This is a genomic window from Clostridium celatum (assembly GCF_021412605.1).
GTDB classification, from domain to species: Bacteria; Bacillota; Clostridia; order Clostridiales; family Clostridiaceae; genus Clostridium; species Clostridium celatum.
This window is the reverse complement of the sequence record NZ_JAJKGM010000016.1, coordinates 34,824-49,690: the sequence shown is the minus strand read 5'-3', so window position 1 is coordinate 49,690 and position 14,867 is coordinate 34,824. Positions and strand designations below refer to the sequence as shown.

Here is a 14,867-nt window from a genome sequence, read left to right as displayed (position 1 = left end):
GTAATCCAATTATAACAGTATATATTTATAATTAAATTTGTAGAAGAGATAACAAATGTAAAAAGATTATGATTTGAAAAGGGGAATGTTTGATGGGAATCATAAAAATAGGTACAAGTAAAAAAGGTACTATAAAATTAAAGATAATGATAGTATCATTGTTTTTTATTAGTATAGTATGTGGAACAGTATTGCAAGTTTATGGACAAGATGAAAAGGAGAAAAATGATAGTTCCGTTATAGAAATAGTTGAAAACACTCAAGGAGCAGATGTTACAGATGGAGGATATAATAGCTCAAATACTAATGATGAGAAAAAAGATAATGATGATAGCGTTGATAAAAATGAAGATACTAATAAAACTAAGGATGATGATGAAACAGAATATATATCTTTAGAGAATGATATATATGCAAGTGATTCAAAGATAATAGAGGATAAAATAAATAAATGGAATTTTATTAATGAAGATAATAAAAAAGTAGCTTATTTAACATTCGATGATGGGCCATCTGCAACAATAACTCCACAAATTTTAGATGTACTTAAAAAAAATAATGTTAAAGCAACATTTTTCGTTTTAGGTAGTGAAGTTGAAAAGAGTGAAGAGCAAAAAGAAATGCTAAAAAGAATAGTAAGAGAAGGAAATGCGGTAGGGAATCATGGATACAGCCATAGGTATGACATATTATATCCAAATAGAGTGGCAGATCCACAAGCTTTTATGAATGATATTAAAAAATCAGAGGCTGTATTAAAATCTGTATTAGGTGAGGATTTTAATACAAGAGTTTTAAGAATGCCTGGCGGACATGCATCTTGGGATACAAAGGCTTTAGATGAGGTTTTAGAAAGAGAAGGGTATACATATGTAGATTGGAATTCACTTAATGGTGATGCTGAAGAAAATAATAGATCAGAGGAAGAATTAATAGGTGAATTAAAACAAACTGTTAGCGATTTAGAAGGAAACAATGATACATTAGTAGTGTTAATGCATGATAAAGTAGGAAAAGAAAATACTGCAAAAACTTTACAAGAAGCTATTGATTATTTAAAATCTTTAGGATATGAATTTAAGACATTAAAATAAAAGAGTTTGTTATAACTCTTTTATTTTTTATATAAGCTTAAGATATTAATATAATTATGTGTAAATTTATATTAAACTCACAAACTATAAGTATAAAAATAAGAGGTTAAGGTAAAACAATGAATAAGATATTGATAGTTGAAGATGAATTAAGTATAAGAGGTTTTTTAAAAATAAACTTAAAAAGAAATGGATTTTATGTATTAGAGGCAGAGAGTGGAGAGGAAGCTTTACATATAGTAAATAGAGAAAATCCATCTATAGTAATATTAGATGTGATGTTACCAGGAATTAATGGATTTGAAGTTTGTGCTAAGCTAAGAGAGAGATTTAAAAAAATAGGTATAATAATGCTTACTGCAAAAGGACAAGATATGGATAAGATAATGGGGTTGGAAAATGGTGCAGATGATTATATGGTAAAACCATTTAATCCTATGGAATTATTGCTTAGAGTAAAGGCAGTCCTAAGAAGATTAGGAATTGATAATGATAAAAAAGAGTTAATAGAAGGAGTTTTTAAAGTAGACCTATATGGCAAAAAGGTGATGAAAAATAATGAAGAGATAGAATTAACCCCTAAGGAGTATTCATTAATAAAATTATTTTTAGAAAATCCTAATAAAGCTTTTAGTAGAGATGAGTTGCTTGATTTAGTTTGGGGAGAAAATTACTTTGGAGACTCTAAAATAATAGATGTTAATATTAGAAGATTACGAAGTAAAATAGAAAATAAAAATTTAAATGAAAAATTTATAGAAACAGTATGGGGAGTTGGATATCGATGGAGTGGAGTAAATGATGAAGAGCATAAGGAATAGAATTTTACGAAATTTTCTTATAGTAATTATTTCAACAATATTTATTTTAGATATATCAACAATAATATGTTTAAAGGCATATTATTATAAAAATACTGCTAAAACATTGGAAAATGGAATAGATTCATCTATAAATTTTTATAATAGATATTTCTCTTCTAAGGAATTGATAGAGAATGTTTACGATAATATAGATGCATTTTGGGATAATAGTAAAAATCAAGTTGAAATATTAGATGAAAATGGACAGCTATTGATGGATTCATTTGGGATTAGGGATGAAAAGATATTAAATACACCAGATATAGCAAAGGCTATAAAAGGTGAAACAGGAGTATGGACTGGGAGTAGAGGAAATAACAATGAAAAAATAATGATAGTTTCTAAAGCTATATCATCTAAGTTAGAGTCACAAAAAATAATAGGTATATTAAGATTAATATACCCATTAAATGAAGTTTTAAAAACTATAAAGTATTTCACTATTTTCTTTTTAAGTATTTCTATAGGTGTAATTATAATAGGTATAGTTATGAGTTTAATTATTGCTAAGGATATTATAAAACCTATAAAAAAGGTTACTTGTATTGCTAAAGAAATGGCTGAAGGAAATCTTAATATTAGAAGTGATATAAATGATAATATTGAAATTTCACAGCTTTCTAGTACGTTAAATTACATGGCTTCAGAAGTACTAAATAGAGAAAGAGTAAAGAATGAGTTTATATCCTCAGTATCTCATGAATTAAGAACACCATTAACAGCTATTAAGGGATGGGCTATAACGTTAAGTTATGATTATGATGATGTAGAAACAATAAAATTAGGCTTAGATATAATAGAAAGAGAAAGTGATAGATTAACAGAGATGGTAGAAGAGTTGTTAGATTTTTCAAAAATTATAAATGGGGTAACTTCATTAATATGCAAGGAACATGATGTAAAAAATTTCATTGAGTATATAGAGAACTATATGAAACCACGTGCTACTAGAGAAGGGAAAAATTTTGAAGTTTATATTCAAGATAATATAGGAACATGGATTTTTGATGAAAAAAGAATAAAGCAAGTGTTAATTAATATTATAGACAATGCCTTTAAATTTACAGAACAATCAAATACTATAAAATTAAATGTGGTAATAGAAAATGATAAGTTGAAGTTTTCTGTTAGTGATAACGGAATTGGAATAAGTCATGATGATTTACCAAGAGTTAAAGAAAAATTTTATAAGGGTAAAGATAGTAAATCAAAAAATGGAATAGGATTATCTATAAGTGATGAAATAATAAAATTGCATGGTGGACAGATAAATATAGAGAGTGAATTAAATATAGGCACTACTGTAATTGTAGAGATTCCTTTATATAGAAATGAGGAATAAAATATGAAGAAGGTTTTATTATGTACTATTTTTATAGTTATTATTACTTTAATTTCTTGTGATAGTAAAAGTGAAGTAGAAAACTATTATGAATTTACTGGGACGTGGAAAGTTATAGAATATCAGTACTTAGATGAACGTTTTGATCAGTACAAAGAAGAGGAAGGTAGATATATAGGCAAGGAATTTATATTTACTAATGATAAGATAAATATATTAAATCAAGAAAAGAAGAATATTAGTTATAGATTAAAAGTAGTGAATAAAGATTATATTTTGGCAGAAGAATATAATTTAACTATGGATAGTTATTTAAAGGAAGGTGAAACGAAGGATGTTATATCTATAGTAGATAATAATCAAATAATATCTGAGTTTTTTATAGATAGCAATAATGAAATGATTTTATTATACAAATCAATTTTATTTAAGTTAAATAAAATAAGCGATTCTGTTGATATAAAAAAATTGAATAACGATACTGGAAATGATGAAGATGGTGTGCTGCATGAAGATAAGGAAGGAGTTATGCTTGGTATAAAAATTCCAAGAAAATTAAATGAAGATGGAACCTATAGTAATGATATTTATAAAACTATATGGATATCACATGAGGATTCAGAGATTAAAAATATATACATAAAAGATGATATAATATTTCCAAGGATGACTGGAATATTTAAGATGAGGGTTAATACAAGTTATGTTAATGATAAGTATATAGAGCAATTTCAAGTGGCACATGTTGAATCAAACTATCCAGAGAAGCGAGTGGAAGAAGTAAACACGTCAATAAATCAAAATAAATTTAAAAGTATTAAATTTATAGGTAATGATTATATAGCCATAGAAAAATATAGTGGAAATTATTTTGATGGAAATTACCCGATGTATCAAATAATTCCAGTAGATAATATTAATAGTGAAATAGGTATTGAGATAAATGATATATTTGGTGAAGAAGGAAAGGAAAAATATTCAATTGATTTTAGTGAGGCTGTTGATAATTTAGATGATGAGGAGAAGAATGAACTAAATATTAATAATGTTAATTATAGTAATATAACAATGGAAAGAAGTAATGGTAAATGGGTTCTTATATCCCAAATTACACCTAAAATTAATGAAAATAAGGGGAAAGATTTTAAACTTTCATTATTTCCAAATAAAAAGTTGATAAACTATAATTATTTAAATGTTTCATTGAAATCATTAAAAAGTGAATTAGGATATTTTAAAGATGCTTTTACTTCACCAGAAGGGAAAATAGCATTAATACAATTTGAGGATTATATAGCTATTTATAAAATTGAAAATGGAACTATAATAGCATCGCCATTAGAAATAATAGATATAAATGAAGATGCAGAGATAATAATGGCAGAATGGTGTAGTAGTAGTTATGTTGACCAATGGGAAAAGGTATTTATTGATGGCGAGGAGGTAAAGTAAAATTTTATATATAATTAAAAAATAACATAAAATTGAAAAAAATAATAAATTTATACAAGAAAAATAATAAAAGTGTTGTAATATTTTTTTTGTATGATATAATGAAATAGTAGTATATGACGCTACTAAAAAGAAGATTTAAAATAGATTAATAAATTTCTCCGATTTTATGAGATATGTTATTAACCATGATAAATCTTAAGAAAATGGAGGAATTTATAATGGCAGATAAGACTATTGTATGCAGAGATTGCGGTAAAGAATTTATATTCACAGAAGGTGAGCAAGCATTCTACAAAGAAAAAGGATTCGATAACGAACCAGTAAGATGCGTTGAATGCAGAAGAGCAAGAAAAGCACAAAACAACAGAAAGTAATTTTGTTTTTTAGACTATAAGAGTTTCTCTTATAGTCTTTTTATATTATCTTATTTTTTTAAAGTAGGATTCTAATTTTTTATTTTCACTTTTACTAAGTTCTATCCCGCTTTGCCTTTTCTCTAAAAGTTCTTTAAATTTTATATAGTCATCATCCCCTAATTTTATCTTAATTACATAATCTTTTAGGCTTAGCATTTCTGATTTTTCATCATTAGTTAAGGTATTTCCGTTACTAATTTTATCTTGAAGTTTATAAAGTTGTTCTTTTTGAGAATTACTTAATAAGCTTATATTTTCATCATTCCAAAAGTTGTTATCTTTATTATGTCTTTTATGTTCGAGTTGACAAGCTGGATCATTAGAATCTCCACAAGAACAAGGATAATATTGTGAGGCGGAAAAGGCTAATGGAGATATAAAATCATTTAATAATAGTAGTGAAATAAGAAATATAAGAATAGTTACTTTCTTCACTAAGATATTCCTCCTTTATTATAATTTAATTTAGTATGTGAAAAATTAATAAAAGTAATACTATAGTGAAAAGTGAAAAATATATGAATTATTGTTAATAATAATAGTAATATGTGTTTTTTTAATATAAAATATGGTAAAATTATTACGATTGAAAATGTAAAGATAAGGGGGGATATGGTGAAAACTTTAAAACAAAAGGTGAAGCATATGGGTAATTGGATAAAAAAAATGTCACTTAGAAAGAAAATTATATTATCAATTATAATAAGTTTAATTGTTATGATATCAGGAACATGTACATTTTATTATAATTATATAAAAAATAAGACTTATGCAGAATATACACCGCCTGTAAAGACTACACAAGTAGACAATACAGAAAAAGAGGTAGAATATGATGTAGTTGATGGAATAACTAATATTTTGTTAATTGGTACAGATGCACGAGAACTAGATGAAGATGCAAGAGCTGATTCTATAATAATTGCAACGCTTGATAGTAATAGTAAAAAGATTAAATTAACTTCTCTTTTTAGAGATACATTAGTAGATATACCAGGTTATGGAGAAGCAAAATTAAATGCTGCAATGGCTATTGGCGGAAAGGAATTATTAATTGAAACAATAAGTGAAACCTATGATATATATTTAGATAAGTTCGCAATAATAAATTTTTGGGGATTTGAAGCCATAATTGATCAAATAGGTGGTCTTGAGATTGATGTAAAGGATTATCAAATTGAAGAATTGAATAAATACATAGGGGAATCAACAGGAGGAAATGATTGTCCTGTGACAGAAGCTGGTTTACAGGTATTGAATGGAAAGCAAGCATTGTCTTATGCAAGAATAAGATATAATGTTGGAGATGAATATGAAAGAACGGAAAGGCAAAGAGAAGTTTTATTTAAAGTAGCAGAAAAGCTTAAAGAAACTAAACCGAGTAAGTATCTTGGAATAATGAATAAGATGTTAGATTATATTAGTACTAATATAACGCCAATGGAAGCGTTAAATTTAGCATACACTATATTTAAATTTCCAACATTAGAAACTGAGCAATTACAAATACCACAAACTAATTTGTCATATACTATGGATTATAAAAATATTGGTTCTGTATTCATAATAGATAGAGAACAAAATGCACAAGTACTACATGATTTTATTTTTGAGGATAAATTACCAAATGAAGATGAGTTTGATTATTATTCATTATACTCTGTTGTTGCAGATTATGAAGCAAGACAATTAGAGTATGAAAGAATATATGGAATAATTCCATCTATAGAGGAATTTGAAGTGCCATTAAATAACGTAGACATTGATTATAATTTAGATTTAGATGGTAGTCCGGATGAAAATGAAGATGAAGGAATAGATTCAGATTATAATAATGGTATAAATAATGAAGAAGGAAGTCATGGAAGTTCAGGTGGTAATCCAACTGATGGATCTGATGAAGGTTATGATGTAGATACTGGAGAAGATAGTGAAACAGATAGCGATTTAGAAGTTGAAACTGAAAAACCTAATGGAGAGCATAATCAATAAAAATAGAATCTTAAAAGATAGAAGAGTTAAAAGTTTTTTATAGAGTCTCATTTAGAGAGTTTATTTATGACTTTTAACTCTTTATTTTTATTAAAAATGAAAATATTTTAAAATAAGGTTTTAATGAAGTAGGTTATAGCATATATTATTAATTCTGGGAATATGGATAAGTGAGATGTATTTATATGGATAAAACTATAAGTGTGGATTAATAATATTTAGTTATAATAAGTATAAATAAATAGAGGGGTGGGATTGATGTTATGGGAATGAATATGATAGTATATCAAATAGTAAATGAATTTAAGAAGCTTGAAGATATAACTGCTATAGTTTTAGCAGGGTCTGGTGCTACTGGAAGAAAAGATAATTACTCGGATATAGATATAGATATTATTACATTAAAAGAAATACCTGCAAATGAAAGAAAAAGTATAATAAAAAAATTTTCAGATATAATGGAAATTGATAATAATTTTTGGGGGACTAGTGATGAATTTATAATGAGAAATTCATCAATACAAGTGGATATAGCTTATTTTGATTTTAAATGGTTGAAAGAAAAATTAGTAAGTTTATTAGAGAAAAATGAAGCAACTATAGGATATAGTACATGTTTTTGGCATAATGTTATAAATGCGATGATTATATATGATAAAGATGGTGAGTTTGAAAGTTTTCAAAAAAAATATACCATAGAATACCCATTACAGTTAAAGAAAAATATAATATCAATGAATTATCCTATATTGAAGAAAAATCTTTCATCATATTACAATCAGATAGAAAAAGCTATAAAAAGAAATGATATTGTAAATTTAAACAATAGAGTTTCAGCTTTTTTAGATAGTTATTTCGATATTATTTTTGCTATTAATGAATTACCACATCCAGGAGAAAAAAGACTTATTAATATTGCAAAAAAGACATGCGAAAAGCTTCCTGAAAAAATAGATGATGACATAGAAAGACTTTTAAAAAGTTTGAGCACTTGCAATGAAGAAATAGTAGATAATATTAACAATATTATGTTGAATTTAGATACATTATTGCAAGGAGAAAATCTAATATAGGCAAGTGATAATGTTTACAATTAGGGTGAGTATTGGTATAATAAAGGTGGATTAAAAATTACAAAAAGATGAAGGGGAGGTATAAATGGGCATTTTAAGAGAAAGAAATATAGATAACATAGAAGGAAAAGAAGTATATTTATATACTTTAAGCAACAATAATAATGTTACTGTTAGAGTAACTAATTATGGAGGAATTATTTTATCTATATTAATGCCAGATAAAAATGGAAAGATAGATGATATAGTTTTAGGGTATGAAAACTTTGATGACTATAAAACTACAACAGCTTATTTAGGAGCATTAGTAGGAAGATGTGCTAATAGAATAGCTAAGGGTTCTATGGAGATAGATGGAGTAAAATATGATTTGGTTATAAATAATGGGAAAAATCACCTTCATGGAGGGAATAAAAACTTTTCTAAAGTTGTATGGGATTCAGAGATAGTAGAAGATAATAATGGACAATATTTAAAACTTTCTTATTTTAGTGAGGATTTAGAAGAGAATTATCCAGGAAATTTAAATGTTATTGTTAATTATAAATTAAATGAAGATAACGAATTACTTGTAGAGTATTATGCAAAATCTGATAAAGATACAGTTGTAAATTTAACAAACCACTCATATTTCAATTTAGATGGACATGCATCAGGTAATATTTTGAAACATAAAGTTAAAATTTATGCTAAAAATATAACGGAAGCAAATGAAGAAAGTATACCAACAGGAGTAATAAGAAGTATAGTTAAAACACCATTAGATTTTACTGAATTTAAAGAAGTTGGGAAAGATATAAATGCTGAATATGATCAACTTATATTTGCTAATGGATATGATCACAACTGGATTTTAGATGATTATACAGGAGAAATAAAAATAGCTGCTGAAGTTATTAGTGATAATAGCGGTAGGAAGCTAGAAGTTTATACTACGAAACCAGGTGTTCAATTTTATACAGGGAACTTTTTAAATGAAAATGAAATAGGAAAAGGTGGAGTTAAATATAATGCAAGACAAGGATTATGTTTAGAAACACAATATTTCCCAGATAGTATAAATCATAATAATTTCCCTAGTGTACTATTAAAAGCTGGTGAAATGTATAAACATAAAACTATATATAAATTAGAAGTTATTAATTAAGATTTAAGAAATAAATATTAAAATGCGAAATGTGAATTTTTTTAAAGTTAAAAAATATTTTTTTGTGTGTAAAAGTTATTGTGTTATTTATAAGTAAAAAGGCTATAGAGCAATATCTATAGCCTTTTCATTTTGCAATTTTTGCAATAACCGTATATTTCAAGTCTGTGTTCAGTAACATCAAAATCCATATTTTCATGTAATGATTTTTCGTATTCGCATATTGGACAATTACCTATATAAAATACTCCCTTACAGTTTTTACAAATTAGATGATGTTTATGTTCTGAAGAGGTCATTTCATAGGAAGTTTTATTATCTACACCTAATACACATTTTGATATAATATTCTTATTACATAGTGAATCTAATATCTTATAAATTGATGACAAGTTAATAGAAATATTGTCATCTTTTAAATTTAAATATATTTCTTCAGCTGTAATAGGTTTATCACTTCTACTTATAATTTTAAGTACGGAAGTTCTATGTTTTGTAATTTTTAAGCCATTTGATTTAAGAATTTCATTAAAATTAGTTTCATTACTCAAAGTGATATTACCTCCACTAAGATGTTTATAATAATATTATACAAATTTACGTCTTAATATTAAAGTAATAAAGAATATAAGTGATGAAATAAGTACTATAGTAGCACCAGTCACTGTATTTAAATAATAAGAAACAATAAGTCCTGTTATACCTGAAAAGACAGCAATTAAAACAGAAAATAAATGATATTGTCTTACGTTTTTAGATATATTACGTGCCGCAGCTGCTGGAAGAACTAAAAGAGAGTTAATAATTAATAGTCCAACCCATCTAACTGTTAAAGTAACAATAACGGCTAAAGTACAAGTAAATATAATTTCTATTAATAATGTATTTATACCACGACTATTGGCTAATGAAGTATTTAAACTTGTTATAAGAAGTTTATTAAAAATTAAAGTCCAAAGAACTATAACTATAATAAAAACAAATAACAATAACACAATTTCACCTTTACTTATGCTAAGTAAGTCTCCAACTAGATATGATGAAAATTTACTTAGGCTACTAGAGAAGCTCATAAGCACTAATCCAAGAGCTATTGCACTAGAAGAAAATACTCCTATTATTGTATCTGTAGATGAAGTTCCTTTATTTTTTATAATTGTTATAGCTATAGCAAAACAAATTGAAAATAAAGTGGCTCCCCACATAGGATCAATTCCACCTAAAAGTATTCCAAGAGCTATTCCAGTAAAAGCTCCATGTCCCAATGAGTCAGCAAAGAAGGACATTTTGTTACTAACAACCATTGTAGAAAGTATACCAAATAGTGGAGTAACTATTAAAATAGCTAATAAAGCATTTTTCATAAAGTTATGAGATAGCCACTGAAATGGTAAAATTAAATCTATAAAATTATAAATAATATCAAACATTTTTTAAAGTCCCCCTGTTTTAGATGATTCATCTTTTGAATTACCAAATGATAGTCCAAATATTTTTTTGGTTTCAGGATTATTGAATACTTGTTGTGGAGTTCCAGAACAAACAATAGTACCATTAACAAGCGCAACTCTATCAGAGTACTTATAAACTAAATCTAAATCATGAGAAACTAAAATTATTGATAAATCATAATTCTTTTTGATATCCATTAGTATTTCATAGAACAATTCTAATCCATTTTGATCAACACCAGATACAGGTTCATCTAATAAAAGTATATTGGGCATAGGATCAAGAGCCAAAGCTAATAAAACTCTTTGGAGTTCTCCACCTGATAAAGCTCCTAGTTGTCTATCTATTAAATGCGGAATTTTTACTCTTTTCAAATTTTCTAGAACCTCTTCACGTATTTTCTTTTTCGGTCTAATCCATGAAGGTGTTTTAGATTTGCAACAAACAAATAAATCAAGAACGCTAATAGGAGTATTCTTGTCGAAAGTTAAATATTGAGGAACATATCCAATTATAGGTTGATTAAATTTATTATTATTTTCGCCTATAAAAGTTAAATCTCCTTGATGTTTTACTTCGCCAAGTAGAGCTTTAAGTAGAGTACTTTTACCTGCTCCATTTGGACCGATAATAGATGTAAGTTCTCCACAATGAATATGAAGATTTACATCTTTAAGAATTTCATTATTACCTAAAGTAACAGAAAAGTTTTCAATTTTAGTGCAACAAAAATTGTTGCACTTATTATTTTTATTAAAATTAGCTTTTTTTATCATTATTTTAACGCCTCTTTTAAAACATTAAGATTTTCTTTCATTTTATTAATATAATCGTCGTAAGCATCTGGAGTAGCATCACCAGTTACTATTGGATCCAATTCATATACAGTAGTACCAGTTTCATTAGCAATAGTGTTTGCTATTTTTGAAGAATATTGTGGTTCTGTAAATAATGAAGTTATATTTTTATCCTTTATAATTTGAATAATTTCTTCAACATCTTTAGCGGAAGGCTCTGAATCTGGTTCTATTTCAATAACGCCAGCTATGTTTAAATTAAATTCCTTAGCAAAGTAAGGAAATGCTTCATGAAAAGTGATTATGTTTCTATTTGGTAAGTTATCTAATTCAGTATGCATTTCAGTACTTAAATCTTCAAGTTTAGCAACATATTCATTAGAATTAGCAAAATATTGTGAAGCATTTTCAGGATTAATCTTTGATAATTGTGAAGCTATATTTTCAACTTGTGCTATGTTACCATCTATACTAACCCAAAGATGAGCATTGTATTCATGATCGTGGTCATGATCATCGTGTTCTTCATCAGTTTCTGAATGGTGGTCATGATCATCGTCACTTTCTTCTAACAATTCAAGACCTTCACTGGCATTGACGATTTGTAAGTTAGGATATTGTGAAATAATACTATCTAAAAATGATTCCATTCCTGCACCATTAATAACAAGAATATCAGCAGTTTCTAAAGTCTTTAAATCTTGAGGGGTAAGTTGATAATCATGGAGACAACCAGTTTGAGCTTTAGTCATATTTGTAACATTAACATTTGGAATATCTTTAACTATGTTTAAAGTTGATATATACATTGGGTAAAACGAAGTAACTATATTTAATTCATTATCAGATTGAGAATTTGTTGAATTATTAGTATTGGTACAGCCTATAAATAGCAAGGAAGTTGTTAATACTAATAAAAGAAGTTTGGATAATTTTGATTTCATACTTGTCCTCCTAAAATCGAATGATAATAATTTTCAATTATAATAGTATTATACTATTTTTATGATAAAAGTAAATAGCATTTTAAATAAAATGATAAATTTAAGATTAAAAGTATTTAATAGGAAAATAAAAAATACATATGTTATCTTAATATCTGAATGAAAATTTAAAAAAGTGAAAAAAAGTTCGTAAAAGGTATTGGAATTTTAAATATTTCTGTTATTATATAAAAGTATCTAAAAAACGAAAGAGAAAAAGGTGAAGTATATGGATAAATTTTTTAAGCTTACTGAAAATGGTACGAATGTTAAGAGAGAAATCGTAGCTGGAATTACTACATTTATGACAATGGCATACATATTGATTGTTAATCCAACAATTCTTTCGGCGGCAGGAATGGATTCTGGGGCTGTATTTACAGCTACAGCGTTATCAGCAGTAATTTCTACATTAATTATGGGACTTTATGCTAAATTACCATTTGCACAAGCGCCAGGGATGGGATTAAATGCTTTTTTTGCATATACAGTAGTCTTATCTATGGGTTATTCTTATCAGTTTGCTTTAACAGCAGTATTATTAGAAGGTATAATATTTATATTATTAACAATATTTAACGTAAGAGAAGCTATAGTAGATTCAATTCCTGTTAATATAAAAAAAGCAATTTCAGTTGGGATAGGATTATTTATAGCATTATTAGGATTAGAAGCAGCAGGTGTAGTAGTTCATCCAGCTGATGGGGGAACTATAGTTGCATTAGGAGAAATAATAAAGGGTCCAGGACTTTTAGCTATTATAGGAATAGTTATAACAGGAATATTAGTTGCAAGAAATGTTAAAGGTGCATTATTCTTAGGAATGATAATTACAGCTATAATCGGTATACCTATGGGAATTATAGATTTACCAGAAAAAATAGTTAGTATGCCACCATCAATTAAATCAACATTTATGCAATTTGAGTGGCATAATATATTTTCAATAGATATGGTTATAGTATTATTTACATTATTATTTATGGATATGTTTGATACTATAGGAACTTTAGTTGGGGTTGCAACGAAGGCAAATATGTTAGATAAAGATGGAAAGGTACCGAATATTAAAAAAGCACTTTTTGCTGATGCTATAGGAACAACATTAGGAGCTTGCCTTGGAACAAGTACAGTTAGTACATTTGTTGAAAGTGCAGCAGGTGTAGCAGAAGGTGGAAGAACAGGATTAACTTCTGTTTCTACAGCAGTAATGTTCTTTTTAGCATTATTCTTATCTCCATTATTTGGAATAATAACTCCGGCAGTAACTGCATCTGTATTAGTTATAGTGGGATTATTTATGATAGAAACTATAAAAGAAATTGATTTAACAGATTATACAGAAGCAATTCCAGCATTTTTAACAATAATAATGATGCCATTTTCATATTCTATATCAGATGGTATAGTGTTTGGAGTTGTATCTTATATACTAATAAAATTATTTGCTGGTAAGTGGAAAGAAATAAGTCTTGCAACTGTAATAGTTGGAGTAGTATTTGTATTAAAGTTTATATTTATATAACATTATAGAATTTATATAAAATAGGCTGTGCAATTAGAATGCACAGCCTATTTTATTTTTTTTATAAGAAGAATTTGTAATTTTTCTAAATAACTTGTTACCTAATAGTTGTCACCACTAATTAAAATTTACGTATTATTGAAATTATAGTCTCTAATGAATTTGACAAATCATTTAAATCTTCTTCATTTAAAGTTAAAAGTTTCTCTGTAGCTATAGATTTAACATGTGTTTCACATGATTTTAAGAATTCACAGGCTTTAGGTGTCGTTTCAATTCTAATGACTCTTCTATCATTTGGATCATAATATCTATTTACAAGTCCATCATTTACAAGTTTATCTAAGACTGGAGTCATATTTGGCTTTGATATAGATAAATCTTTTGCCATTTTAGAAATAGAGGTAGGACTATTATGAATTAAATAAAATAATACTTTTATATGAGAATGTGGGATATTAAATTTTTTTGTTAAATCATTAGGATTAAAAATTTGTCTATTAAGAGATAATAATAATATATACAAGTTATCAGATATATTATTTAATTGTAAATCTTTCATAATATAGCTCCTTACACTTATATTTAACATCATTATAATTCAAAAAAAAAAACTTTACAACATTATAATTATAAAAACATAACAGTTATAAAAACATAATAATTATAAAAATATTACAAATCTTTATTGACAGATAATAGTTATAAAAATATAATTATTATAAAAT

General features: G+C 26.5%; 15 protein-coding genes. 9 read left to right on the top strand and 6 right to left on the bottom strand.

The window, feature by feature from the left end; all coding sequences use genetic code 11:
• Positions 1-92 precede the first annotated feature (92 nt).
• The 5 genes from LPC13_RS08610 to LPC13_RS08590 all read left to right on the top strand — a co-directional run bounded on the left by LPC13_RS08610 (position 93) and on the right by LPC13_RS08590 (position 5,128).
• Positions 93-1,094, top strand: a complete 1,002-nt coding sequence (locus tag LPC13_RS08610) for a polysaccharide deacetylase family protein (RefSeq protein ID WP_234088751.1) — start codon at positions 93-95, stop codon at positions 1,092-1,094.
• A gap of 119 nt (positions 1,095-1,213) precedes the next feature.
• Entirely contained in the window at positions 1,214-1,915 is a 702-nt protein-coding gene (locus tag LPC13_RS08605) for a response regulator transcription factor (protein ID WP_005210880.1), read from the top strand.
• Positions 1,893-3,299, top strand: a complete 1,407-nt coding sequence (locus LPC13_RS08600; RefSeq protein WP_005210878.1) for a sensor histidine kinase — start codon at positions 1,893-1,895, stop codon at positions 3,297-3,299. The genes LPC13_RS08605 and LPC13_RS08600 overlap by 23 nt, the downstream gene beginning before the upstream one ends.
• Before the next feature lie 3 nt (positions 3,300-3,302).
• Positions 3,303-4,751 carry a hypothetical protein gene (locus tag LPC13_RS08595; RefSeq protein WP_234088750.1) on the top strand — a complete coding sequence of 483 codons (1,449 nt, stop codon included), beginning with the start codon at positions 3,303-3,305 and terminating at the stop codon, positions 4,749-4,751.
• A gap of 221 nt (positions 4,752-4,972) precedes the next feature.
• On the top strand, positions 4,973-5,128 hold the full coding sequence (locus LPC13_RS08590) for a zinc-ribbon domain-containing protein (protein WP_195244079.1): 156 nt from the start codon (positions 4,973-4,975) through the stop codon (positions 5,126-5,128).
• 45 nt (positions 5,129-5,173) lie between these two features.
• Here the strand turns inward: LPC13_RS08590 and LPC13_RS08585 are convergent, their stop codons facing one another.
• Positions 5,174-5,605 carry a hypothetical protein gene (locus LPC13_RS08585; protein WP_005210871.1) on the bottom strand — a complete coding sequence of 144 codons (432 nt, stop codon included), beginning with the start codon at positions 5,603-5,605 and terminating at the stop codon, positions 5,174-5,176.
• 180 nt (positions 5,606-5,785) lie between these two features.
• On the opposite strand from LPC13_RS08585, the gene LPC13_RS08580 reads away from it, so the two are divergent.
• From LPC13_RS08580 to LPC13_RS08570, 3 genes are all read left to right on the top strand, one after another.
• Positions 5,786-7,162: an LCP family protein gene (locus tag LPC13_RS08580; protein ID WP_051040654.1), complete on the top strand. Its 1,377-nt coding sequence runs from the start codon at positions 5,786-5,788 to the stop codon at positions 7,160-7,162.
• Between the two features lie 263 nt (positions 7,163-7,425).
• On the top strand, positions 7,426-8,235 hold the full coding sequence (locus LPC13_RS08575; RefSeq protein ID WP_005210869.1) for a DUF4037 domain-containing protein: 810 nt from the start codon (positions 7,426-7,428) through the stop codon (positions 8,233-8,235).
• An 85-nt stretch (positions 8,236-8,320) separates the two neighbouring features.
• On the top strand, positions 8,321-9,382 hold the full coding sequence (locus LPC13_RS08570) for an aldose epimerase family protein (RefSeq protein ID WP_005210868.1): 1,062 nt from the start codon (positions 8,321-8,323) through the stop codon (positions 9,380-9,382).
• A 116-nt stretch (positions 9,383-9,498) separates the two neighbouring features.
• On the opposite strand, the gene LPC13_RS08565 is transcribed toward LPC13_RS08570, so the two are convergent.
• From LPC13_RS08565 to LPC13_RS08550, 4 genes are read right to left on the bottom strand one after another with little or no spacing between them, the layout of a single operon-like run.
• The gene (locus tag LPC13_RS08565) at positions 9,499-9,933 is read right to left on the bottom strand and encodes a Fur family transcriptional regulator (protein WP_005210866.1); all 435 of its coding nucleotides are present in this window, start codon (positions 9,931-9,933) and stop codon (positions 9,499-9,501) included.
• A 36-nt stretch (positions 9,934-9,969) separates the two neighbouring features.
• Positions 9,970-10,812: a metal ABC transporter permease gene (locus LPC13_RS08560; RefSeq protein WP_005210864.1), complete on the bottom strand. Its 843-nt coding sequence runs from the start codon at positions 10,810-10,812 to the stop codon at positions 9,970-9,972.
• A gap of 3 nt (positions 10,813-10,815) precedes the next feature.
• Entirely contained in the window at positions 10,816-11,610 is a 795-nt protein-coding gene (locus LPC13_RS08555) for a metal ABC transporter ATP-binding protein (protein ID WP_195244081.1), read from the bottom strand.
• Positions 11,610-12,575 carry a metal ABC transporter substrate-binding protein gene (locus LPC13_RS08550; protein ID WP_005210860.1) on the bottom strand — a complete coding sequence of 322 codons (966 nt, stop codon included), beginning with the start codon at positions 12,573-12,575 and terminating at the stop codon, positions 11,610-11,612. Before LPC13_RS08550 ends, LPC13_RS08555 begins: the two co-directional genes overlap by 1 nt.
• 268 nt (positions 12,576-12,843) lie before the next feature.
• On the opposite strand from LPC13_RS08550, the gene LPC13_RS08545 reads away from it, so the two are divergent.
• Complete coding sequence (locus tag LPC13_RS08545; RefSeq protein ID WP_005210857.1) at positions 12,844-14,139, top strand: NCS2 family permease; 1,296 nt, start codon at positions 12,844-12,846, stop codon at positions 14,137-14,139.
• Positions 14,140-14,260: 121 nt separating this feature from the next.
• On the opposite strand, the gene LPC13_RS08540 is transcribed toward LPC13_RS08545, so the two are convergent.
• Positions 14,261-14,701 (bottom strand): MarR family winged helix-turn-helix transcriptional regulator, encoded by a 441-nt coding sequence (locus LPC13_RS08540; protein ID WP_234088749.1) that lies wholly within the window; start codon positions 14,699-14,701, stop codon positions 14,261-14,263.
• Between the last annotated feature and the right edge of the window lie 166 nt (positions 14,702-14,867).